Here is a 24,286-nt window from a genome sequence, read left to right on the forward strand (position 1 = left end):
ATATTGTTATCAAGAAACATGCCTGTGTCACGCCTCGCAAATAAGCTTAAAAGTAAATTAATTGTTATCAAATTGATGTTGTTTTGGGCTGGTAGTAGGGTATATTGTCACCACCTGTTGGAAAGTTGCTCTACTGCACAGACAGCTTCGGATTACGTCAATTAAATGCATAAAAGCTAAATTCGCGTGACAACACAGAATTGAATACGGGTGATTGTATTCATCGAATTTGTGGTTTAACGTCGCCGCCGCGGAGCAACAAACACTAGTTTATCAATATAATAAGGAGTTTAGGATGAAAGTCGCAGTCCTCGGCGCTGCCGGCGGTATCGGCCAGGCGCTTGCACTACTGTTAAAAACCCAACTGCCTTCAGGTTCAGAACTCTCCCTGTACGACATCGCTCCAGTGACTCCCGGTGTGGCTGTAGATCTTAGCCATATCCCAACTGCTGTGAAAATCAAAGGCTTCTCCGGTGAAGACGCGACCCCTGCACTGCATGGTGCGGACGTGGTGCTGATCTCCGCAGGTGTAGCGCGTAAACCGGGTATGGATCGTTCCGACCTGTTTAACGTCAATGCGGGCATCGTGAAGAACCTGGTACAGCAGATCGCGACGACCTGTCCAAAAGCCTGCATCGGTATCATCACCAACCCGGTGAACACCACCGTCGCTATTGCAGCAGAAGTACTGAAAAAAGCGGGCGTTTACGACAAAAATAAACTGTTTGGCGTAACCACGCTGGATATCATCCGCTCCAACACCTTTGTGGCGGAACTGAAAGGTAAACTGCCGACTGAAGTTGAAGTTCCGGTTATCGGCGGACACTCTGGCGTGACCATTCTGCCACTGCTGTCGCAGATCCCGGGCGTGAGCTTCACTGACCAGGAAGTCGCTGACCTGACCAAGCGTATTCAGAACGCAGGTACCGAAGTGGTTGAAGCGAAGGCGGGTGGCGGATCGGCAACCCTGTCTATGGGCCAGGCGGCCGCTCGTTTCGGTCTTTCTCTGGTGCGCGCACTGCAGGGCGAAAAAGGCGTTGTTGAATGTGCCTACGTTGAAGGTGACGGCCAGTACGCACGTTTCTTCTCGCAGCCGCTGCAGCTGGGTAAAAACGGCGTCGAAGAGCGTCAGTCTATCGGCAAACTGAGCGCATTCGAGCAGAATGCGCTGGAAGGTATGCTGGATACCCTGAAGAAAGATATTCAACTGGGTGAAGAGTTCGTTAACAAGTAAGCGAACCGCGAAGCCATAAAAAAACCGGAGCAATATGTCTCCGGTTTTTTATTGCCTGATTGCCGATAACTAATTGGTTGCCGGGTATTCCTGAATAGTGACCTGTAGCGTCAGCTTCTTATCATCACGCATGACAATCACCGGAATGACCGAACCTGGTCGAATCTCTGCTACCTGGTCCATGGTTTCCAGTGCGGAGACCGCCGGTCTGCTGTTCACGGAGATAATCAGGTCGTTAACCTGAATACCGGCCTGCGCCGCCGGGCCATCCGGCGCCACTTCGTTCACGACGATCCCCTGGATTTGGTCCATACCGCCGCCCTGCGTGTGCAGTGGGGCAATTTCACGACCACCAATCCCAATGTAGCCACGGATAACACGGCCATCGCGGATCAGCTTATCCATAATTTTGGTTGCCAGCTGGAACGGAATGGCAAAGCCAATCCCTTCCGGCGTTTCGCCGTCGTTGCTTTTATCAAACGACAGGGTGTTGATACCCATGAGCTCACCCAGCGAGTTCACCAGTGCCCCACCAGAGTTACCGTGGTTGATCGAGGCATCCGTTTGCAGGAAGTTCTGTCGTCCGGTTGGGTTCAGGCCGATACGCCCCGTGGCGCTGATAATGCCCTGGGTGATGGTTTGTCCGAGATTATAAGGGTTGCCGATCGCCAGGACTACGTCACCGATATGCGGTGAACGCCCGGCGTTGATCGGAATCGTCGGCAGACCGCCAGTGGCGTTGATTTTCAGTACCGCCAGGTCGGTCAGCGTATCGGAGCCAACCAGCAGCGCTTCAAACACTCGCCCGTCCTGCAAGGCGACGATGATTTGATCGGCATCGTTGATCACATGCTTGTTGGTAATGATGTAGCCGCGCTGATCCATGATCACGCCTGAACCCAGGGTGCGGATTTCCAGCTGATTATGCGCGGTGCTGTTCATACTGCGGTTATAGACGTTGACCACAGCGGGGGCCGCGCGACGTACCGCAGAGTTATAGCTGGCGGGCGTCTCGTCGGCACTGTCATATTGCGGTGCAGAAAGCGTGTTGATTTTGCGTAGCGAAGGCATGGCGGCCAGAAGAATGGCGCCAACAATCAAACCAATTGCAACCGAACGTAAGAGCTTCACTAACATGATGGAGGCGTCATTAATAAAGGGAACGGCAGCAGCATATCACGAGTTAACCGGACATCACACGCGAGGCTGATGCCCGGTCGTCTGGATTTAACGCAGGAGCAGATAAATGCTCTCGTTACCGCGGACGATCTGTAGCGCAATAATGGACGGTTTGGCTTCCAGCACTTTGCGCATCTCAGCGATAGAATTCACGCGGTCACGGTTGACCCCGATGATCACATCATCCTTCTGCAAACCAGCCTGTGCGGCGGGACTGCTCTTTTCAACGCTGTCAATTTTGATACCTTTGCTGCCGTCTTTGAGCTGACCATCGCTCAGCGTCGCACCCTGTAATGCCGGGGCAATCATCTCCGCGCTGGCAGATGACGAGGTGCTGGTATCAAGCGTCACTTCCACTTCCAGCGGTTTGCCGTTACGCAACAGGCCCAGCTTCACTTTAGTACCGGGTTCTGTGGTGGCAATCCGGGAACGCAGTTCAGCAAAACTGTTGAGCGGTTTGCCGTTGAGACTGGTAATCACATCGCCGGACTTAATGCCCGCTTTGGCTGAACCGGAGTTTGGCAGTACTTCGCTGACAAAGGCACCGCGCTGCACATCTATCTTGAATGCTTTGGCGATGTCGGCGGACATTTCGGTCCCTTTAATCCCCAACAGACCCCGCTTGATTTCACCAAACTGAATCAGCTGCTGCGCCAGGATGCGGGCCATATTGCTGGGGATGGCAAAACCAATCCCGACGCTGCCGCCGCCAGGCGCAAGAATAGCAGTGTTAATACCGATCAGCTCGCCGTTCAGGTTAAGTAGCGCGCCGCCGGAGTTCCCGCGGTTGATTGAAGCATCGGTTTGAATAAAGTTCTCCAGACCTTCCAGGTTCAACCCACTGCGTCCCAGCGCGGAGACGATACCGGAGGTGGCGGTTTGCCCCAGACCAAACGGGTTACCGACCGCCACAGCAAAATCACCAACGCGCAGTTTATCCGAGTCGGCGATGGCGATTTGCGTCAGCTTGCTGGCGTTTTGAATTTGCAGCAGGGCGATGTCGCTTTGATCGTCGCTGCCAATCAGTTTGGCCTCGAATTCACGCCCGTCATTCAACTGAACGCTGATTTTCTGCGCCTGATTAATCACATGATTGTTGGTCAGAACATAGCCTTTTGCGGCATCGATAATGACCCCGGAACCCAGTCCTTCAAACGGCTGTGCCTGCTGATCGGGCAGATCATCGCCAAAGAATTTTTTAAACTCTTCCGGGACTTTCTGCGTTTGAGTGGCGGTGCCTTCAACCTTCACGCTAACGACGGCAGGCAGCACTTTTTCGAGCATCGGGGCAAGACTGGGAAGCGCGGGCTGGCCGGGAACCTGGCTTGGGATCGACGCAATGGCCTGAAACGGCGCCGAGAGAGTTAACCCGACACTTAACGCTAATGCACTCAACAGCTGGGTTTGTATTTTCATTGATCCTGCTCTCGTACCTTGAGTAAAGGGAAAGACGATTCAAAACAGTTTGATGTTATTGAATTTTCAGTCTGCTAACAATGCGGATAATGATTAAATGATAGTCGGGACGGGAGAGAAGAGGTGGGCGCAATCGCTGCGCCCAGAAAAAATATTATCGCTGTGCAGTCAGTCGCGCTTTGCGCCACTACGCAGCAGGCCGGATGCGCCTTCGGAGTAGTCACGCGGCATTTGTACCGGAGCCTGGTCGTTGCCGGCTTCAGATTCAGCCAGACGGTTACGGAACGGGTTAGATTCCGCAGACAGTTCCGGCAGCAGGCTGCTGGAGCTTTTCGCCATGTGCTGATACAGCTGACGGTAATCGTGAGCCATGGTGTCCAGCAACTCGGCGCTGCGGGCAAAATGGCTGACCAGTTCTTCGCGGTACTCTTCCAGCTCAGCTTTATTCTTTTCCAGTTCGTACTGCAACGCCTGTTGCTGGCGTAATTTCCGGTTACCAAAACGCATGGCTACAGCACCGACGATGATGCCGACGACTAACCCAATTAGCGCATATTCCCAGGTCATGAACATCTCCCGTTGTCTTTTGTTTCCGTAGGGTGTTGGCTTTAGGCTCCATGCCTGCGCCTGATACTGCCACTATAACCGCTAATCCCACAGAAGTGGAATCCCGTCTTTATATCGCGTAGTGTAGAACGGCCTTTTTTTCGTCAACCGTGAACGACGGCACACCGATTTTCAAGGAATAACAATAACATCATGCAGAGCTTTACCCCCACATCGCGTTACCTGAAAGCCATTAACGAAGGCACTCACCAACCCGACGACGTGCAGAGAGAAGCGGTCAATCGCCTGGAGATCATTTACCAGGCGTTAACGGCGAACCCCCCTGCGGTTCCCGACGCAAAAGGGTTTATGGCCCGCGTGGGCAAACTGCTGGGGAAAAAGGAAGAGGTACACAGCGCGCCGGTGCGAGGCTTATATATGTGGGGGGGCGTTGGTCGGGGGAAAACCTGGCTGATGGATCTGTTCTACCACAGCCTGCCTGGCGTTCGTAAGCAGCGTCTGCACTTCCATCGCTTCATGCTGCGCGTGCATGAGGAGTTAACCGCGTTGCAGGGACAAACCGATCCGCTCGACATCGTGGCCGACCGTTTTAAGGCAGAAACAGATGTGCTGTGCTTTGATGAGTTTTTTGTGTCTGATATTACCGATGCCATGCTGCTCGGCGGCCTGATGAAGGCGCTGTTTGCGCGCGGTATTACGCTGGTGGCAACTTCGAATATTCCGCCAGATGAGCTGTACCGTAACGGGTTACAGCGTACGCGTTTTCTTCCCGCCATCGATGCGATTAAGCAGCATTGCGACATCATGAACGTAGACGCAGGCGTGGATTATCGACTGCGGACGTTGACCCAGGCGCATTTGTGGCTCTCACCACTGAATAATGAAACGCAGCAGCAGATGGATAACCTCTGGCTGGCGCTGGCTGGCACCAAACGTGAACAGCAGGGACCGGTTCTGGAGATTAATCATCGTCCATTGCCGACGCTGGGCATGGAAAACCAGACGCTGGCGGTCTCATTTCATACGCTGTGCATTGATGCCCGCAGCCAGCACGACTATATTGCGCTGTCACGCCTCTACCATACGGTTATGCTGTTTGACGTGCCGGTGATGACACCGTTAATGGAAAGCGAAGCGCGTCGTTTTATTGCGCTGGTGGATGAATTTTACGAACGCCACGTCAAGCTGGTGGTAAGCGCCGCTGTGCCTTTATATGAGGTGTATCAGGGGGAGCGACTGAAGTTCGAATTCCAGCGCTGTCTGTCGCGTTTGCAGGAGATGCAGAGCGAGGAATATCTCAAGCAAGAACACATGCCCTGATCGCGGCCAATAAACTGTTGTGCAAATCACAGAAAGGGGTCGATCTTTGACCCCGACTTCTCTATAATCTTGCGACCCCACGTTACAAGAAAGTTTTTTTCCCAAAACTTTTTGTGTGCTGGCATTGGCTATTCGAAGGGGTAGGTTTGCCGGACTTTGTCGTGTGAACCTCAACTGACATAACGTTTGGGTGTTCACCAACGTGTAACTTATTTATTGGGTAAGCTTTTAATGAAAACTTTTACAGCTAAACCAGAAACCGTAAAACGCGACTGGTACGTTGTTGACGCGACCGGTAAAACTCTGGGCCGTCTGGCTACTGAACTGGCTATTCGCCTGCGCGGTAAGCATAAAGCGGAATACACTCCGCACGTAGATACCGGTGATTACATCATCGTTCTGAACGCTGACAAAGTTGCTGTAACCGGCAACAAGCGTACTGACAAAGTGTACTATCACCACACCGGTCACATCGGTGGTATCAAAGAAGCGACCTTTGAAGAGATGATTGCTCGCCGTCCTGAGCGTGTGATTGAAATCGCGGTTAAAGGCATGCTGCCAAAAGGCCCGCTGGGTCGTGCTATGTTCCGTAAACTGAAAGTTTACGCTGGCAACGAGCACAACCACGCGGCACAGCAACCGCAAGTTCTTGACATCTAATCGGGATTATAGGCAATGGCTGAAAATCAATACTACGGCACTGGTCGCCGCAAAAGTTCCGCAGCTCGCGTTTTCATCAAACCGGGCAACGGCAAAATCGTTATCAACCAACGTTCTCTGGAACAGTACTTCGGTCGTGAAACTGCCCGCATGGTAGTTCGTCAGCCGCTGGAACTGGTCGACATGGTTGAGAAACTGGATCTGTACATCACTGTTAAAGGTGGTGGTATCTCTGGTCAGGCTGGTGCGATCCGTCACGGTATCACCCGCGCTCTGATGGAGTACGACGAGTCCCTGCGTTCCGAACTGCGTAAAGCAGGCTTCGTTACTCGTGATGCTCGTCAGGTTGAACGTAAGAAAGTCGGCCTGCGTAAAGCACGTCGTCGTCCGCAGTTCTCCAAACGTTAATTGTTTTCTGCCTTTGGCAGATTACGGTTGGCGAAAAAACCCGCTTCGGCGGGTTTTTTTATGGATAAATCTGGCGTAATCCTCTGACAAAACCCTCTTTTTCCCCATTTCCAGAATCGACTCACCACAAAGGTCACAAAATCTGGTAAACTATCATCCAATTTTCTGCCCAAATATCGGGTATTGCTCATTTTTTGTTTGCTTTTTGAACGATGATGACTTTTCCGACGTGGGTGACATCACTTCTGACTGGCCATGCGATGGCTGGTAGCAGTAAAAATTCTGAATATACCTGGAGGTTTTCATGGCTGTCGCTGCCAACAAACGTTCGGTAATGACGCTGTTTTCTGGTCCTACTGACATCTATAGCCATCAGGTCCGCATTGTGCTGGCTGAGAAAGGTGTAAGTTTCGAGATCGAGCACGTGGAAAAGGACAATCCACCTCAGGATCTGATTGACCTCAACCCGAATCAGAGCGTCCCGACACTGGTAGATCGTGAGCTGACCCTGTGGGAATCTCGCATCATTATGGAATACCTGGATGAGCGTTTCCCGCATCCGCCATTAATGCCGGTTTACCCGGTAGCACGTGGCGAAAGCCGCCTGTACATGCACCGTATCGAAAAAGACTGGTATACGCTGATGAACGTCATCGTTAACGGGTCTGCTTCAGAAGCTGACGTTGCTCGCAAACAACTGCGTGAAGAACTGCAGGCGATTGCACCGGTATTCGGTCAGAAACCGTATTTCCTGAGCGATGAATTCAGCCTGGTGGATTGCTACCTGGCGCCGCTGTTGTGGCGTCTGCCGCAGCTGGGTATTGAGTTCAGCGGTGCGGGCGCGAAAGAGCTGAAGGGTTACATGACCCGCGTCTTTGAGCGTGATTCTTTCCTGGCGTCCTTAACCGAAGCTGAACGCGAAATGCGTCTTGGCCGGGGTTAATACTGATGGATTTGTCACAGCTAACACCGCGCCGTCCGTATCTGCTGCGTGCATTTTATGAGTGGTTGCTGGACAACCAGCTCACGCCGCACCTGGTGGTGGATGTGACGTTGCCGGGTGTGCATGTTCCGATGGAATATGCCCGCGACGGGCAGATTGTCCTGAACATTGCACCGCGCGCGGTGGGGAATCTGGAACTGGCTAACGATGAGGTGCGTTTTAATGCGCGTTTCGGCGGCGTTCCGCGTCAGGTTTCTGTGCCATTAGCGGCAGTGCTGGCTATTTATGCGCGTGAAAACGGTGCCGGAACGATGTTTGAACCGGAAGCGGCCTATGACGAAGATGTTGCCAGTCTTAATGATGATGACGCGACATCTGGCGCAGAGAGCGAAACCGTTATGTCAGTCATTGATGGTGATAAACCGGATCATGACGATGACAACAATCCGGATGACGATCCGCCGCCGCCGCGTGGTGGGCGACCGGCATTACGTGTTGTTAAATAGATGAAAACAGGCCCCGCTGGGCCTGTTTTTGATCGCACCGACCGTGGTTTCACCCTCCTTCCGATCCTGTGTTACGATGAGCCTGCTGTTGTTTGTCACCGTGACTCGCAAATAGGTCTTATGAACGCATTCGATTCTCAAGCAGAAGATTCTCCAGCCACTATTGGGCGTAGCCTTCGCCGTCGTCCGCTGGCGCGAAAAAAGCTGTCGGAAATGGTCGAGGAAGAGTTAGAGCAGATGATCCGTCGCCGTGAGTTCGGCGAGGGGGAACAGTTGCCGTCCGAACGGGAACTGATGGCCTTTTTCAACGTCGGTCGTCCCTCTGTGCGTGAGGCACTGGCCGCGCTGAAGCGTAAAGGCCTGGTGCAAATCAACAACGGCGAACGTGCCCGTGTTTCCCGTCCTTCGGCGGATACCATCATTGGTGAGCTGTCCGGAATGGCAAAAGATTTCCTCGCACATCCTGGCGGCATTGCCCACTTTGAGCAGTTGCGCCTGTTCTTTGAGTCCAGTCTCGTGCGTTATGCAGCGGAGAATGCCACAGAAGAACAGATCGATCTGCTGGCAAAAGCGCTGGAGATCAACAGCCAGTCGCTGGATGACAATACGCTGTTCATCCGTTCAGATGTCGATTTTCATCGCGTGCTGGCGGAGATCCCCGGCAATCCGATCTTTATGGCGATCCACGTTGCGCTGCTGGACTGGCTGATCGCCGCTCGCCCGACCGTGCCGGATCGCGAGCTCTTCGAGCATAATAACGTAAGTTATCAGCAGCATATCGCTATCGTTGATGCGATTCGCCGACGCGATCCAGATGAGGCCGATCGCGCACTGCAATCTCATCTCAACAGCGTTTCCGCCACCTGGCACGCCCTCGGTCAACATTCAAAAATGCGTAAGTAATCGCGATCCTGACGATCGTTTAGTGAAGCAGATCGCACTATAAGCGTTCTGTATTGTATTGCTGCTTATTTGATCTGGTATAACAGGTATAAAGGTATGTAGTTAGATAACACTAATCATGACAGAGGTCGTTATGGCAAAAGATTTACGAGGCGTAATGCCAGCGTTGTTAACCCCTTTCGATAACCAACAGCAACTGGATATTGAAAGCCTGCGCCGGCTGGTGCGTTTTAACATCGCTCAGGGGATCGATGGGCTGTACGTGGGCGGTTCCACCGGCGAAGCCTTTGTACAGAGCTGTGCGGAAAGGGAGCAGGTGCTGGAAGTCGTCGCGGAAGAGGCGAAGGGCAAAGTCACGCTGATCGCTCACGTTGGAACGGTCAGCACCCATGAGAGCCAGCAGCTCGCCCGTGCCGCGCATCGTTACGGCTTTGACGCGGTCTCTGCGGTGACGCCGTTCTACTATCCGTTCAGCTTTGAAGAGCACTGCGATCATTACCGGGCCATTATTGATTCGGCGGATGGTTTGCCGATGGTGGTCTATAACATTCCGGCGTTGAGCGGCGTGAAGTTAACGCTGGATCAGATCAACACGTTGGTCACCCTGCCGGGCGTTGGTGCACTGAAGCAAACATCGGGCGATCTGTTCCAGATGGAGCAGATCCGTCGCGAGCATCCGGATCTGGTGCTTTATAACGGTTATGACGAAATTTTCGCTTCAGGCCTGCTGGCCGGAGCGGACGGCGGTATCGGCAGCACTTACAACATCATGGGCTGGCGATATCTGGGAATTGTGAAAGCGCTCAAAGAAGGAGATATCCGGACTGCGCAAAAACTGCAAACAGAGTGCAATAAGGTTATCGATCTCCTCATTAAGGCTGGCGTGTTCCGTGGGCTGAAAACGGTTCTGCACTATATGGACGTGGTTTCTGTACCGCTGTGCCGTAAGCCGTTTGCCCCCGTGGATGAAAAATATCTGCCGGAACTGAAGGCGTTGGCGCAGCAGTTAATGGCAGAGAAGGCGTAACCGCGTAACGTAGTGCCGGGGGCGCTGCGCTTACCCGGCCGACAAAAAAGCATCGTGTGCCGGATAAGGCTGAATCGTCATCCGGCACAACAACAAAAATCGTCGGGAGAGTAAAATGAGTACTTCTACCCAAAGCATCCCATGGTATCGCCATCTCAACCGGGCGCAATGGCGGGCATTCTCCGCCGCATGGTTGGGATATTTGCTGGATGGTTTTGATTTTGTGTTGATAGCCCTTGTGCTGACGGAAGTACAAGGAGAGTTCGGGCTGACGACGGTTCAGGCGGCGAGCCTGATTTCGGCAGCCTTTATTTCCCGCTGGTTTGGCGGGTTAATGCTGGGCGCGATGGGTGACCGGTATGGGCGTCGTCTGGCGATGGTCACCAGTATTATTCTGTTTTCAATGGGAACGCTGGCCTGTGGTTTTGCGCCGGGTTACACCACTATGTTTATCGCCCGACTGGTGATTGGCATGGGGATGGCGGGCGAATACGGTTCCAGTGCGACCTATGTTATTGAAAGCTGGCCAAAACATCTGCGTAATAAGGCCAGTGGTTTTCTGATCTCGGGGTTCTCCGTTGGTGCCGTGATTGCGGCTCAGGTCTACAGCCTGGTGGTGCCGGTCTGGGGCTGGCGCGCGCTGTTCTTCATTGGCATTCTGCCGATTATTTTTGCCCTCTGGCTACGCAAAAACATACCGGAAGCAGAGGACTGGAAAGAGAAGCATGAAGGCAAAGCGCCGGTACGCACGATGGTCGATATTCTTTATCGGGGTGAACATCGCGTCGTCAACATTCTGATGACGATAGCGGCGGCGACCGCACTGTGGTTCTGTTTTGCCGGGAACTTGCAAAATGCGGCGATTGTCGCGGTACTGGGTTTGCTGTGCGCGGTGATCTTTATCAGCTTCATGGTACAAAGTAGCGGCAAGCGCTGGCCGACGGGCGTGATGCTCATGATTGTCGTCCTGTTTGCTTTCCTCTACTCGTGGCCGATTCAGGCGCTGTTGCCCACCTATCTGAAAACGGAACTGGCATACGATCCTTCCACCGTGGCGCGCGTACTCTTCTTTAGCGGCTTTGGTGCTGCGGTCGGCTGCTGCGTCGGCGGCTTCCTTGGTGACTGGCTGGGGACCCGCAAAGCTTATGTTTACAGTCTGTTGGCCTCACAATTGCTGATCATTCCGGTGTTTGCCATCGGCGGTACCAATGTCTGGGTACTTGGTTTACTTCTGTTTTTCCAGCAGATGCTGGGGCAAGGGATCTCCGGAATCTTACCGAAACTGATTGGCGGTTATTTCGATACCGATCAGCGTGCGGCGGGTCTGGGTTTCACCTATAACGTCGGGGCGCTCGGCGGGGCGCTGGCACCGATCCTGGGGGCGCTGATTGCCCAACGACTGGATCTGGGCACCGCGTTGGGATCGCTCTCTTTCAGCCTGACCTTTGTGGTGATTCTACTGATTGGTCTGGATATGCCATCCCGCGTCCAGCGCTGGCTGCGACCGGAGGCGCTGCGTACCCATGACGCCATTGACGGTAAGCCGTTCAGCGGCGCTATCCCGTTCGGCGGTGATAAAAGCCCCTTAGTCAAAAGCAAAAGTTAATCCACTTGCCCGGTCCTGCACCGGGCAATACACGTAAGGGAAGAAGTATGTCGTTACTTGCACAACTGGATAAAAGCATTGCCGCGCGTGGTGGTTTGATTGTCTCCTGTCAGCCAGTTCCCGGCAGCCCACTGGATAAACCCGAGATTGTGGCGGCGATGGCGCTGGCGGCAGAGCAGGCTGGGGCCGTCGCGTTACGTATTGAAGGGATTGAGAATCTGAATGCGACGCGTGCCGTGGTTTCCGTACCGATAATCGGTATTCTCAAACGCGATCTCGCGGATTCTCCAGTGCGCATCACCGCGTTTCTGGAGGATGTCGATGCGCTGGCGCAGGCTGGCGCGGACATTATCGCGATTGATGGCACCGACCGCGTGCGTCCGGTGCCGGTTGCGGTGCTACTGGCGCGTATCCATCACCACCAGTTGCTGGCAATGGCCGATTGCTCCTCACAGGAGGACGGCCTGGCCTGTCAGGCGCTCGGTGCAGACATTATTGGCACCACGCTTTCGGGTTATACCACGGCAGAAACCCCTGATGAACCGGATCTGGCGCTAGTGAAATCGCTGAGTGAAGCCGGGTGCCGGGTGATTGCTGAAGGCCGCTACAATACCCCGGCGCAGGCCGGTGAAGCAATGCGTCACGGCGCCTGGGCAGTGACGGTCGGATCTGCGATTACCCGGCTGGAGCACATCTGTGAATGGTATAACACAGCGTTGAAAAGGGCGGTGCTATGACGACGCTGGCCATTGATATTGGCGGTACGAAACTCGCCGCCGCGCTGGTGGAGGATGATTTGCAGATTCGCGAACGTCGTGAGCTGCCCACCCCTGCCAGTAAAACGTCTCCGGCACTACGCGACGCGCTGAAAACACTGGTGCAACCGTTGCAGTCGCAAGCGCATCGGGTGGCGATAGCCTCGACGGGGATTATCCGCGAAGGCCACCTGTTGGCGATAAATCCCTCTAATTTGGGCGGGTTGCTTCACTTTCCGCTGGTGCAGACGTTAGAAGCCCTCACCGGCTTACCAACGCTGGCGATCAACGATGCACAGGCTGCCGCATGGGCGGAATATCATGCAATTGCCGATGAAACGCGGGATATGGTGTTTATCACCGTTTCAACCGGCGTCGGCGGCGGTGTGGTCAACGACGGTCAGCTAGTCACCGGTACCGGTGGTCTGGCCGGACACCTGGGTCATACCCTCGCGGACCCTAATGGGCCGGTGTGCGGCTGTGGACGAGTGGGATGTGTCGAGGCTATCGCGTCGGGACGCGGTATTGCTGCCGCAGCGCAAGGCTCGCTTGCCGGATGCGATGCGAAAACCATTTTTGCCCGCGCGGCAGAAGGGGATGAACAGGCCCGCCGACTTGTCGCTGACTCCGCACAGGTGCTGGCACGGCTGATTGCCGATACGAAAGCGGTCACCGATTGTCAGCGGGTGGTTGTCGGCGGCAGCGTTGGGCTGGCGCAGGGGTATCTGTCGCAGGTCCGCGCCTGTCTCGAACGGATGCCTTCGGTTTATCACGTAGAATTAAGCCCGGCACACTACCGCCACGACGCGGGACTGCTGGGCGCGGCATTGTTAGCGAAAGGGGAGAAAGATGATATTAGGTGAAGTTCGTTCGTTGTCTGCTGCCGGTTTACATCCCGTGCTGGAAGAGGCGCTGACGCTGGCGTTGACCGCCAGACCGCAGGAGCAATCCCCTGGTCGCGTTGAGCTACGCGGGGACGATATCTTTATGAACGTAATGCAGTTTGCCACGCAATCGGCCTCAGAGAAAAAGGCCGAACTGCACGAGCAATACATCGATATCCAGCTACTGCTGGCGGGAGAGGAACGCATTCATTTCGGCGTGGCGGATTCTGCGCGGCAATGTGAAGAGGTACATGTTGAGGAGGATTATCAGCTTTGTCGCGAGATAGCGGGTAGTCAGACCATTACCCTACAGCCAGGCATGTTCGCGGTATTTATGCCCGGAGAGCCGCACAAACCGGGGTGCAGCGTGGAAGAACCGAAAGAGATTAAGAAAGTTGTCGTCAAGGTTCGCGCCAGCCTGTTAGTCGCATGAAAATGCCGGATGGTTTTTACCATCCGGTCTTACGCTTTACACATCCATCCCGTTCATTATTTTGTCAATGATGTTTCTGGGGATACCGCTTGCTGCGCTGTCAGTGCCAATTGCGGACGGTCTCTGTCCTGGCAGTATCCAGCAGATGGATTATGCCGTTGTGGATTTGCTGATAATCGCCGGCGGGCTGTGCCGATGTTGTTGCCATCATATTATCCCTGACATGATAGTTACGGATTGAAAATATCTCGCTATCAGTACATTTAAAGGGATATACGGTCAATTCTACTCAGCCCATTACATTCATTTACGGCGAAATTTGCGAGCCGCTTTCGAAGAATGAAGGTGGGATATAGCGAAAAGAAAGGGTGACTCCCCATCCCTGAGCGAGAACTCAGAGCAGGGGAGTCAGAAAGGTTTACTACACTTCCAGCCAGTTCATGATCCCGTCAGCCGCTTTGCGGCCTTCGGCAATGGCGGTCACCACCAGATCCGAACCACGCACAATGTCACCGCCGGCGAAGATTTTCGGATTGCTGGTCTGGAAGGCGTTATCGCTGCCTTCCGGCGCGATAATACGGCCCTGAGAATCCAGTTCGACGCTGTGTTTTGCCAGCCACTCCATGTTATGGGGGCGGAAGCCAAACGCCATCACAACGGCATCCGCCGGAACCACATGTTCGGAACCGGGGACGATTTCCGCACGACGGCGGCCTTTCGCATCCGGCGCACCCATTTCGGTACGTGCCATTTTCACGCCGCTGACTTTACCATTCGCATTGATTTCAATACCCAGCGGCTGCACGTTGAACTGGAACTCCACACCTTCTTCACGCGCGTTTTTCACTTCGCGTCGGGAACCCGGCATGTTTTCTTCGTCACGGCGATAGGCACAGGTGACATGCGTTGCGCCCTGACGAACGGAGGTCCGCACGCAGTCCATGGCGGTATCGCCACCGCCCAGCACCACCACGCGTTTACCTTCCATATTGACGTACGGTTCGTCGGTGGTTTCACCAAAGCCCATGATCTGCTTCGTATTGGCGATCAGGAACGGCAGGGCATCGAATACGCCATCGGCGTCTTCGTTTTCCAGCCCGCCACGCATGGACTGATAGGTGCCGACGCCGAGGAATACCGCATCGTACTCTTGCAGCAGGTCGTCGAGCTGTACGTCACGTCCCACTTCCACATTCAGTTTGAACTCGATTCCCATGCCAGTGAAAATTTCACGGCGGCGAGTCATCACCTCTTTTTCCAGCTTGAAGGCCGGAATGCCAAAGGTCAGCAGGCCGCCAATCTCTGGATGACGGTCAAACACCACGGCCTTCACGCCATTGCGGGTCAACACGTCGGCACAAGCCAGCCCGGCTGGACCGGCACCGATGATCGCAACCCGCTTGTCAGTCTGGCGAACGCCGGTCATATCCGGACGCCAGCCCATTTCGAACGCTTTATCATTGATATAACGCTCGATGTTGCCGATGGTGACGGCACCGAACTCGTCGTTCAGCGTGCAAGAACCTTCACACAAACGGTCCTGCGGGCACACGCGACCGCACACTTCCGGCAGCGTGTTGGTCTGGTGAGACAGTTCCGCAGCTTCAAAAATGCGTCCTTCATTGGCGAGCTTCAGCCAGTTCGGAATGTAGTTATGAACCGGGCATTTCCACTCACAGTACGGGTTACCGCAGGAAAGACAACGATCCGCCTGTGCTTTTGCCTGACCTTCTGAAAACGGTTCGTAGATTTCGATAAACTCGATTTTGCGGATCTTCAGCGGCTTCTTCGGCGGATCAACGCGCTGCAGGTCGATAAATTGGTATACGTTCTGACTCATTGCTGCTACCCCTTACTGCGCCTGCACACGCAGCTCTGCTGCGCTACGACTACGGTGACCCAACAGTGCTTTCACATCACTGGACTTCGGTTTAACCAGCGCGAATTTGTTAGCGAAGGCTGACCAGTTAGCCAGAATCTCTTCCCCGCGCTGAGAACCGGTATGCTGCACGTGTTCGGTGATCAGGCCACGCAGATGCTCTTCGTGGATAGCCAGTTCGTCAACGCCCAGCACTTCGACCAGTTCCGGGTTTACACGTTTACGGAACTCACCATCTTCATCCAGCACGTAGGCAAACCCGCCCGTCATACCCGCGCCGAAGTTCACTCCGGTTTTGCCGAGGATACAGACGATTCCGCCGGTCATGTATTCGCACCCGTTGTCGCCAATCCCTTCCACCACGGTGATCGCACCGGAGTTACGCACCCCGAAACGCTCACCCGCACGCCCTGCGGCATACAGACGACCCCCGGTCGCACCATACAGGCAGGTGTTGCCAATGATGCTCGCTTCATGACTGCGGAAAGCGGAACCGACCGGAGGACGCACCGCCAGCAGACCACCCGCCATGCCTTTGCCGACATAGTCGTTAGCATCGCCGGTCAGGTACAGCTCCACGCCGCCCGCGTTCCAGACACCGAAGCTCTGGCCTGCTGTACCGCTGAAGTGCGCTTTAATTGGGTCAGAGGCCAGCCCCTGATCGCCGTGGGTCTGAGCAATATATCCCGAGAGCGACGCGCCAACAGAACGATCGGTGTTACGAATATCGAACCAGAAGGTTTTGCTCTGGCGCTCATCAACATACGGTTTCGCCTGTTGCAGCAACTGTGCGTTCAGTACACCGTTATCAAACGGTGGGTTGTTCTCGGTGCAGTACAACGCTTTGCCGGGATGTGGCTCCGCGGTTTCCAGCAGTCGGGACAGCGCCAGTTTCTGCTGTTTGGCGGTAAACCCGTCCAGTTCTTTCAGCAGGTCGGTACGGCCAATCAGATCCACCAGACGCGTCACGCCAAGCTGCGCCATCAGTTCGCGCGTTTCGCGAGCGATAAACTCAAAGTAGTTGGTTACTTTGAACGGCAGACCGTGATAATGGTTCTTGCGCAGTTTGTCGTCCTGGGTTGCCACACCGGTTGCACAGTTGTTGAGATGGCAAATACGCAGGTATTTACAGCCCAGCGCCACCATCGGGCCGGTACCGAAGCCGAAGCTTTCTGCACCGAGGATCGCCGCTTTGATGATATCCACGCCGGTTTTCAGACCGCCATCGACCTGCAAACGGATCTTATGACGCAGGCCGTTGGCGACCAGCGCCTGCTGGGTTTCCACCAGGCCCAGTTCCCACGGACAGCCTGCGTATTTTACTGAAGAGAGCGGGCTCGCGCCGGTGCCGCCGTCATAACCGGCGATGGTGATCAGGTCAGCGTAGGCTTTCGCCACGCCGGTCGCGATGGTACCGACGCCCGGTTCGGACACCAGCTTCACGGAGATCATCGCCTTCGGGTTCACCTGCTTCAGATCGAAAATCAGCTGCGCTAAATCCTCGATAGAGTAGATATCGTGGTGCGGTGGCGGGGAGATCAGCGTCACGCCCGGCACGGAGTAGCGCAGTTTGGCGATGTACGGGGTCACTTTATCACCCGGTAGCTGACCACCTTCTCCCGGTTTCGCACCCTGGGCGACTTTAATCTGAATCACGTCGGCGTTAACCAGGTACGCCGGGGTGACACCGAAGCGACCAGAGGCCACCTGCTTAATGCGTGACACTTTATTGGTGCCGTAGCGCGCCGGGTCTTCGCCGCCTTCGCCGGAGTTGGAATTACCGCCGATGCTGTTCATCGCTTCGGCCAGTGCTTCATGTGCCTCCGGGCTTAGTGCGCCGATCGACATTGCAGCGGTATCAAAACGTTTGAATAGTTCGCTCGCCGGTTCGACTTCCTCGATGCTGACCGCGTTGTCGCCAGGATTAATTGCCAGCAGATCGCGCAGTGTCGTCGCGGGACGCTCGTTGACCAGTTTTGCGTATTCCTGATAGTCGCTGTATTCCCCGCTCTGAACCGCCTGTTGCAGGGTTCGTACCACGTCCGGGTTGTAGGCGTGGTATTCGCCGCCATGCACATACTTCAGCAGGCCGCCCTGTGAAATAGGTTTACGTGCCAGCCAGGCGCGTTTGGACAGGTTCAGCAGATCCTGCTGGAAGTCTGCAAAGCCCGCGCCGCCGATGCGACTGACCACGCCCTGGAAGCAGAGATTCACGACATCATCATGCAGGCCCACCGCTTCAAACAGTTTGGAGCAGCGGTAGGAGGCGATGGTTGAGATGCCCATTTTGGACATTATTTTGTACAGCCCTTTGTTGATGCCGTTACGGTAGTTCAGCATCACGGTACGGTAGTTTTTGGCGATCGCCTGAGTGTCGATCAGACGGCCCAACGTCTCGTACGCGAGGTACGGGTAAATGGCCGTCGCGCCAAAGCCCAGCAGCACGGCGAAGTGATGCGGATCGCGAGCGCTTGCGGTTTCGACAATGATGTTGGCGTCGCAGCGCAGGTTCTGCTCAACCAGGCGCGTTTGTACTGCGCCGACGGCCATCGGTGCCGGTACCGGCAGGCGATTTTTGCCGATATTACGGTCTGTCAGTACCAACAGAACGGTGCCGCTGCGGACCATTTGCTCGGCGGTATCGCACAGCGCTTTGACTGTCTCTTCCAGCGTGGTTTGCGTCGCATCGAAGGTGATATCGAGCCGGTCGGCGCGATAATGTTCTTCTTTCATCGTAGTGAGCTGCTGGAAATCCGAGTACAGCAGAATTGGTGATTTAAAGCTCAGACGGTGCGCCTGGCCTTCCGCTTCGCAGAAGACGTTCATCTCGCGACCGATGCTGGTCGCCAGCGACATGACATGCGCTTCACGCAGCGGATCGATAGGTGGGTTCGTCACCTGGGCAAACTGCTGGCGGAAGTAGTCGTAAATGATGCGCGGCTGGCTGGAAAGCACGGCAAACGGGGTATCGTCACCCATTGAACCGACCGCTTCCTGACCGTTTTCGCCGAGCACGCGGAGAACGGAATCCAGTTCTTCGGCGCTGTAATTAAACTGTTTCTGGTAGCTGGCGAGCGTATCGTCGTCCAGTTCACGCTGGCCCACCTGATCGTCTGCCAGATCTTCAAACGGCACCAGGCGGCGGACGTTTTTCTCCATCCACTCTTTATACGGATGGCGGCTTTTCAGGTCGTCGTCCGTTTCGGCGGAGTGCAGAATGCAACCGCTGCGGGTGTCGATAACCATCAGTTCGCCGGGGCCGACACGGCCCTTTTCGACCACTTCGTCAGGCTGGTAGTCCCAGATCCCGACTTCAGATGCGCAGGTGATCAGCTTGTCTTTGGTGATGACATAGCGCGCCGGACGCAGACCGTTACGGTCGAGGTTACAGGCGGCGAAACGCCCGTCGGACATGACGATACCGGCCGGGCCGTCCCACGGCTCCATATGCATGGAGTTAAAGTCAAAGAAGGCGCGCAGATCCGGATCCATATCCGGGTTGTTCTGCCAGGCTGGCGGCACCAGCAGACGCATGGCGCGGATGATGTCCATCCCGCCCGCCAGCAGCAGTTCCAGCATATTATCCATGGAACTGGAGTCGGAGCCGGTTTCGTTAACGAACGGCGCGGCGTCGTGCAGATCCGGTATCAGCGGGGTCTGGAATTTATAGGTGCGGGCGCGAGCCCACTGGCGGTTACCGGTAATGGTGTTGATTTCGCCGTTGTGCGCCAGGTAGCGGAACGGCTGCGCCAGCGGCCAGCGCGGCACGGTGTTGGTGGAAAAACGCTGGTGGAACAGGCAAATGGCCGATTCCAGACGCAAGTCCGCGAGGTCCAGGTAGAAGCGCGGCAGATCCGCCGGCATACACAGACCTTTATAGATGTTGACCAGGTTTGACAGGCTACAGACGTAGAAGTCTTTGTCTTCCTGTAGTCGTTTTTCAATACGGCGACGGGCGATGAACAGACGACGTTCCATATCGCGCGGACGCCATCCCGCAGGGGCATTCACAAAAATTTGTTCAATACGCGGCAGGGAGGAGAGGGCGATTTCACCCAGTACACCTTCGTTGGTTGGTACATCACGCCAGCCAACAATCGACAGAGTTTCCTGCTGAAGCTCTTCTTCGACAATACGGCGAGAGGCGGCGGCCAGTTCAGGGTCTTTGTTCAGGAAGATCATGCCAACCGCGTAGTTTTTGGCTAAACGCCAGCCGTGCTCTTGCGCAACGATGCGGAAAAAGCGGTCAGGTTTTTGCAGCAGCAGACCACAACCATCGCCGGTTTTACCATCAGCGAGGATTGCGCCACGGTGCTGCATTCGGGCCAGTGCGTGTATGGCGGTACGCACTACCTTGTGGCTAGGTTCGCCTTCTATGTGGGCGATCAGGCCGAAACCACAGTTATCCTTCTCAAGGGATTTATCGTACAACATATCAGTGAACCTCCCCAGGCTCTGCGAGACCCCCTTCCGATACCGTTTGCGCACGGGCACACCAAGAGCATGGCGACGGGGTTTGCGTGTCATACGCGTACCTCGCATTCGCCCTCTTTATCCATTTCGCTTAGGTCAAACAAGTTTGAGGACTTGCTGTCAGAGGGAATCTCAATTACTGCATAAATATGATGAGCACACCGCTCATCCAGAAAGCTTCCAGCGGATTTCCACGTTATCGGGAATCCACACACAGGTCAAATGGCAATCTTATTTCTCTAATAATGTGCTATAGAGCATTTATCTTCATGAAAATATTGAAAATAATATCATTTTGACATTGAATTAACGTACTGGAAACGAGGCGAGGAGTGTGATCTGTCTCACTGTCATAACCGCTTGTTAGTTCATGTCTCCGCTTTATTCGTCGTCAGATGTAGTGTTTTGTGCTGGTTTGTTGCGATATGGCATTTCATGATACTGTTTTTGCGCAATCGACGTCAGAAGATAAAAAAAATGACCGGAGATAAGGAAAAGTAATTGGCTGGGTTGTGAATGAAATATCGTTTATTTTGACTGGATATGCAATTGATAAAAGCCTGCCGGGGCGATTGATCCAGGTCATCGCCGACAAGGGCTAAAAATGGCAGGCTTTGGCCTCTTTTCAAGGCGCGGTCTATCAGATTATGCAGTTACAGAAATTAGTCAATATGTTTGGTGGGGATCTTTCTCGGCGTTATGGGCAAAAGGTTCATAAACTGACGCTCCACGGCGGATTTAGCTGCCCAAATCGCGATGGCACCATCGGACGCGGCGGCTGCACTTTCTGTAATGTTGCCTCTTTTGCGGATGAAGCGCAGCAGCATCATTCGATCGCCGAACAACTCGCGCACCAGGCGCATCTGGTTAATCGTGCGAAACGCTATCTGGCCTATTTCCAGGCCTATACCAGTACCTTTGCTGAAGTGCAGGTGTTGCGCTCGATGTATCAGCAGGCGGTCAGTCAGGCCAGTATTGTCGGGCTGTGCGTGGGAACGCGTCCCGACTGCGCACCGGAGGCGGTTCTCGATCTGCTCTGTGAGTATAAAGACCAGGGCTATGAAGTGTGGCTGGAACTGGGGCTGCAGACCGCGCATGACAAAACGCTGCACCGTATTAATCGTGGTCACGATTTTGCCTGTTATCAGCGCACGACCCGCCTTGCCCGTGAGCGCGGCCTGAAAGTTTGTTCGCACCTTATTGTCGGCCTGCCGGGAGAACGGCAAGCGGAATGCCTGCAAACGCTTGAGTGGGTGGTGGAGACGGGAGTGGATGGCATCAAACTGCATCCGCTGCACATCGTAAAGGGCAGCATTATGGCCAGAGCGTGGGAAGCAGGGCGTCTGAACGGGATTGAACTGGATGACTACACGCGAACCGCAGGCGAGATGATCCGTCATACCCCGCCGGAGGTGATTTATCATCGTATTTCCGCCAGCGCGCGCCGTCCCACGCTGCTGGCACCGTTGTGGTGCGAAAACCGCTGGACCGGGATGGTCGAGCTGGATCGTTATCTGAATACGCATGGCGTGCAGGGTTCTGCGATCGGACGGGCATGGGTTCCGCCTGACGCCTGAACTATGACGGGCATTCGCATTTCTTGCACATTCTTCAACGTCTTGCCCAGAATTGAGTATTATTGTGCCAGGTTGTCGTAAAGGAAATCCCTGATGAAGCAAATTCGTATGCTGGCGCAGTACTATGTGGACCTGATGATGAAATTGGGTCTGGTGCGCTTTTCGCTGTTGTTGGCGTTAGCGCTCGTTGTGCTGGCAATTGTGGTGCAGATGGCGGTCACCATGGTGCTACATGGTCGGGTCGAACAGATCGATGTCATCCGCTCCATTTTCTTTGGTTTGTTAATCACCCCCTGGGCGGTCTATTTTTTGTCGGTGGTGGTGGAGCAACTGGAAGAATCCCGTCAGCGGTTATCCCGACTGGTGCAAAAGCTGGAAGAGATGCGTGAGCGCGACCTCAAGCTCAACGTCCAACTGAAAGATAATATTTCGCAGCTGAATCAGGAGATTGCCGACCGCGAAAAGGCAGAGGCGGAACGCCAGTCCACGTTTGAGCAGCTCAAAGTTGAGATCAAAGAGCGCGAAGAGGCGCAGATCCAACTTGAACAGCAATCCTCTTTTTTACGTTCTTTTCTGGATGCCTCGCCGGATTTGGTTTTTTATCGCAACGAAGATAAAGAGTTTTCCGGCTGTAACCGGGCGATGGAGTTGCTCACCGGCAAAAGCGAAAAACAACTGGTTCATTTAAAGCCTGCTGATGTGTACTCGCCGGAAGCCGCCGAAAAAGTCATTGAGACCGACGAAAAAGTTTTCCGCCATAATGTGTCGCTGACCTATGAGCAATGGCTTGATTATCCCGACGGGCGCAAAGCCTGTTTTGAAATCCGCAAAGTGCCTTATTACGATCGCGTTGGTAAACGTCATGGCCTGATGGGTTTTGGTCGAGATATTACCGAGCGCAAGCGCTATCAGGATGCGCTTGAGCGCGCCAGCCGCGATAAAACCACCTTTATTTCCACCATTAGCCACGAGCTGCGCACACCGCTGAACGGAATTGTCGGTCTGAGTCGCATTCTGCTGGACACTGAGCTGACGGCCGAACAGGAAAAATACCTGAAAACGATCCATGTCTCCGCCGTGACGTTGGGGAACATCTTCAACGATATCATTGATATGGATAAGATGGAGCGGCGTAAGGTTCAACTGGATAACCAGCCAGTGGATTTCACCAGCTTCATGGCCGATCTGGAGAACCTCTCCGGCCTGCAGGCGCAGCAGAAAGGGCTGCGTTTTGTGCTCGACCCGACCTTGCCGCTGCCGCATAAAGTGGTGACTGACGGCACGCGTCTGCGGCAGATCCTGTGGAACCTGATCAGCAACGCGGTGAAATTTACCCAGCAGGGCCAGGTGACCGTGCGCGTACGTTACGATGCCGGCAGTACTCTGCACTTTGAAGTGGAAGATTCCGGCATCGGCATTCCGCAGGATGAGCAGGACAAAATCTTCGCCATGTATTATCAGGTGAAAGACAGTCACGGCGGAAAACCAGCGACCGGTACAGGCATCGGTCTGGCGGTCTCGCGTCGTCTGGCGAAAAACATGGGTGGAGATATCACCGTGGTAAGTCAGCCAGGTAAAGGCTCTATCTTTACTCTGACCGTCCATGCGCCAGCGGTGGCCGAAGAAGTTGAAGATGCGTTTGAGGATGACGATTTGCCGCTACCGGCGTTAAATGTCCTGCTGGTGGAAGATATCGAACTGAACGTCATTGTGGCGCGCTCGGTGCTGGAAAAACTCGGCAATAGCGTGGATGTCGCGATGACCGGGAAAGCGGCGCTGGAGATGTTCACGCCGGGCGAATACGACCTGGTGTTGCTGGATATTCAGTTGCCGGATATGACGGGCCTCGATATTTCACGCGAACTGACCCAGCGTTATGCGCGTGAAGATCTGCCGCCGCTGGTGGCGCTGACGGCAAACGTCCTGAAAGATAAAAAAGAGTATCTGGATGCCGGTATGGATGACGTGCTGAGCAAGCCGCTGTCGGTACCGGCGTTAACCGCCATGATTAAGAAGTACTGGGATACCCAAGATGAGGAGGAGTGCACGGTGAAATCTGAAGAGAGCAGTAAATCGCAAGCGCTATTAGATATTCCGATGCTGGAACAGTACATAGAGCTGGTGGGGCCGAAACTAATTACCGATGGCCTGGCGGTGTTCGAGAAGATGATGCCAGGTTATTTAAGCGTTCTGGAATCCAATCTGACCGCGCGTGACAAAAAAGGCGTGGTTGAAGAAGGGCATAAAATTAAAGGGGCGGCGGGTTCTGTTGGCCTTCGTCATCTGCAACAGCTGGGGCAGCAGATCCAGTCACCCGATCTTCCAGCATGGGAAGATAACGTGGGGGAATGGATTGAAGAGATGAAACAGGAGTGGCAACACGACGTTGCGGTATTAAAGGCCTGGGTGGCGAACGCTGGAAAAAAATGACCCCGGCTTGACCGGGGTGCGCGAATACTGCGCCAACACCAGGGAAATCATGGCTGCGCCGTAAGTTATAATTGTGATTTAAAAGG

General features: G+C 54.5%; 20 protein-coding genes and 1 pseudogene. 14 read left to right on the forward strand and 7 right to left on the reverse strand.

Features of this window, described 5'->3' with window-relative positions:
* The first annotated feature begins 295 nt into the window (after nucleotides 1–295).
* The gene (gene mdh, locus HVZ37_RS02500; RefSeq protein ID WP_181628084.1) at nucleotides 296–1,234 is read left to right on the forward strand and encodes a malate dehydrogenase; all 939 of its coding nucleotides are present in this window, start codon (nucleotides 296–298) and stop codon (nucleotides 1,232–1,234) included.
* Nucleotides 1,235–1,303: 69 nt separating this feature from the next.
* On the opposite strand, the gene degS is transcribed toward mdh, so the two are convergent.
* From degS to zapG, 3 genes are all read right to left on the reverse strand, one after another.
* A complete protein-coding gene (gene degS / locus HVZ37_RS02505; RefSeq protein ID WP_042998325.1) occupies nucleotides 1,304–2,371 on the reverse strand; it encodes an outer membrane-stress sensor serine endopeptidase DegS in 1,068 nt (355 codons plus the stop codon).
* 90 nt (nucleotides 2,372–2,461) lie between these two features.
* Nucleotides 2,462–3,829: a serine endoprotease DegQ gene (degQ, locus tag HVZ37_RS02510; protein ID WP_181628085.1), complete on the reverse strand. Its 1,368-nt coding sequence runs from the start codon at nucleotides 3,827–3,829 to the stop codon at nucleotides 2,462–2,464.
* A gap of 168 nt (nucleotides 3,830–3,997) precedes the next feature.
* Entirely contained in the window at nucleotides 3,998–4,396 is a 399-nt protein-coding gene (gene zapG / locus HVZ37_RS02515) for a Z-ring associated protein ZapG (protein WP_043001761.1), read from the reverse strand.
* 192 nt (nucleotides 4,397–4,588) lie between these two features.
* Here zapG and zapE point away from each other — a divergent pair, with 192 nt between their 5' ends.
* The 3 genes from zapE to rpsI all read left to right on the forward strand — a co-directional run bounded on the left by zapE (nucleotide 4,589) and on the right by rpsI (nucleotide 6,784).
* On the forward strand, nucleotides 4,589–5,716 hold the full coding sequence (gene zapE, locus HVZ37_RS02520; protein ID WP_061069292.1) for a cell division protein ZapE: 1,128 nt from the start codon (nucleotides 4,589–4,591) through the stop codon (nucleotides 5,714–5,716).
* A 231-nt stretch (nucleotides 5,717–5,947) separates the two neighbouring features.
* On the forward strand, nucleotides 5,948–6,376 hold the full coding sequence (gene rplM / locus HVZ37_RS02525; RefSeq protein WP_042998322.1) for a 50S ribosomal protein L13: 429 nt from the start codon (nucleotides 5,948–5,950) through the stop codon (nucleotides 6,374–6,376).
* 15 nt (nucleotides 6,377–6,391) lie between these two features.
* A complete protein-coding gene (gene rpsI / locus HVZ37_RS02530) occupies nucleotides 6,392–6,784 on the forward strand; it encodes a 30S ribosomal protein S9 (RefSeq protein WP_000829818.1) in 393 nt (130 codons plus the stop codon).
* On the opposite strand, the gene HVZ37_RS22985 is transcribed toward rpsI, so the two are convergent.
* Nucleotides 6,781–6,975 (reverse strand): hypothetical protein, encoded by a 195-nt coding sequence (locus HVZ37_RS22985; RefSeq protein WP_099433685.1) that lies wholly within the window; start codon nucleotides 6,973–6,975, stop codon nucleotides 6,781–6,783. The two genes, rpsI and HVZ37_RS22985, sit on opposite strands and share 4 nt — an antisense overlap.
* Nucleotides 6,976–7,088: 113 nt before the next feature.
* Between HVZ37_RS22985 and sspA the strand changes: the two genes are divergently transcribed.
* The 8 genes from sspA to nanQ all read left to right on the forward strand — a co-directional run bounded on the left by sspA (nucleotide 7,089) and on the right by nanQ (nucleotide 13,841).
* Complete coding sequence (gene sspA / locus HVZ37_RS02535) at nucleotides 7,089–7,727, forward strand: stringent starvation protein SspA (RefSeq protein WP_042998321.1); 639 nt, start codon at nucleotides 7,089–7,091, stop codon at nucleotides 7,725–7,727.
* A 5-nt stretch (nucleotides 7,728–7,732) separates the two neighbouring features.
* A complete protein-coding gene (sspB, locus tag HVZ37_RS02540; protein ID WP_042998320.1) occupies nucleotides 7,733–8,233 on the forward strand; it encodes a ClpXP protease specificity-enhancing factor in 501 nt (166 codons plus the stop codon).
* 111 nt (nucleotides 8,234–8,344) lie between these two features.
* Nucleotides 8,345–9,136 carry a transcriptional regulator NanR gene (gene nanR, locus HVZ37_RS02545; protein WP_080343284.1) on the forward strand — a complete coding sequence of 264 codons (792 nt, stop codon included), beginning with the start codon at nucleotides 8,345–8,347 and terminating at the stop codon, nucleotides 9,134–9,136.
* Between the two features lie 133 nt (nucleotides 9,137–9,269).
* Nucleotides 9,270–10,163: an N-acetylneuraminate lyase gene (gene nanA, locus HVZ37_RS02550; RefSeq protein WP_181628086.1), complete on the forward strand. Its 894-nt coding sequence runs from the start codon at nucleotides 9,270–9,272 to the stop codon at nucleotides 10,161–10,163.
* Between the two features lie 115 nt (nucleotides 10,164–10,278).
* Entirely contained in the window at nucleotides 10,279–11,769 is a 1,491-nt protein-coding gene (nanT, locus tag HVZ37_RS02555) for a sialic acid transporter NanT (protein WP_042998318.1), read from the forward strand.
* A 47-nt stretch (nucleotides 11,770–11,816) separates the two neighbouring features.
* Entirely contained in the window at nucleotides 11,817–12,506 is a 690-nt protein-coding gene (locus HVZ37_RS02560) for an N-acetylmannosamine-6-phosphate 2-epimerase (protein WP_061069290.1), read from the forward strand.
* Nucleotides 12,503–13,387, forward strand: coding sequence for an N-acetylmannosamine kinase (locus HVZ37_RS02565; protein WP_044263659.1), 885 nt, complete (start codon nucleotides 12,503–12,505; stop codon nucleotides 13,385–13,387). The genes HVZ37_RS02560 and HVZ37_RS02565 overlap by 4 nt, the downstream gene beginning before the upstream one ends.
* Complete coding sequence (nanQ, locus tag HVZ37_RS02570) at nucleotides 13,374–13,841, forward strand: N-acetylneuraminate anomerase (protein ID WP_099433682.1); 468 nt, start codon at nucleotides 13,374–13,376, stop codon at nucleotides 13,839–13,841. The genes HVZ37_RS02565 and nanQ overlap by 14 nt, the downstream gene beginning before the upstream one ends.
* 109 nt (nucleotides 13,842–13,950) lie before the next feature.
* Here the strand turns inward: nanQ and HVZ37_RS23255 are convergent.
* The 3 genes and pseudogenes from HVZ37_RS23255 to gltB form a co-directional block, all read right to left on the reverse strand.
* A pseudogene (locus HVZ37_RS23255) lies at nucleotides 13,951–14,049 on the reverse strand (hypothetical protein); the annotation flags it as partial.
* A gap of 213 nt (nucleotides 14,050–14,262) precedes the next feature.
* Complete coding sequence (gene gltD, locus HVZ37_RS02575) at nucleotides 14,263–15,681, reverse strand: glutamate synthase subunit GltD (RefSeq protein ID WP_042998313.1); 1,419 nt, start codon at nucleotides 15,679–15,681, stop codon at nucleotides 14,263–14,265.
* Nucleotides 15,682–15,693: 12 nt separating this feature from the next.
* Complete coding sequence (gltB, locus tag HVZ37_RS02580; protein ID WP_044255961.1) at nucleotides 15,694–20,154, reverse strand: glutamate synthase large subunit; 4,461 nt, start codon at nucleotides 20,152–20,154, stop codon at nucleotides 15,694–15,696.
* 686 nt (nucleotides 20,155–20,840) lie between these two features.
* Between gltB and HVZ37_RS02585 the strand changes: the two genes are divergently transcribed.
* Complete coding sequence (locus HVZ37_RS02585) at nucleotides 20,841–21,770, forward strand: TIGR01212 family radical SAM protein (RefSeq protein ID WP_181628087.1); 930 nt, start codon at nucleotides 20,841–20,843, stop codon at nucleotides 21,768–21,770.
* A 93-nt stretch (nucleotides 21,771–21,863) separates the two neighbouring features.
* Nucleotides 21,864–24,200 carry an aerobic respiration two-component sensor histidine kinase ArcB gene (gene arcB / locus HVZ37_RS02590; RefSeq protein WP_181628088.1) on the forward strand — a complete coding sequence of 779 codons (2,337 nt, stop codon included), beginning with the start codon at nucleotides 21,864–21,866 and terminating at the stop codon, nucleotides 24,198–24,200.
* Nucleotides 24,201–24,286 lie beyond the last annotated feature (86 nt).

The organism is Citrobacter sp. RHB35-C17 (genome assembly GCF_013816795.1).
GTDB lineage: Bacteria > Pseudomonadota > Gammaproteobacteria > Enterobacterales > Enterobacteriaceae > Citrobacter_A > Citrobacter_A amalonaticus.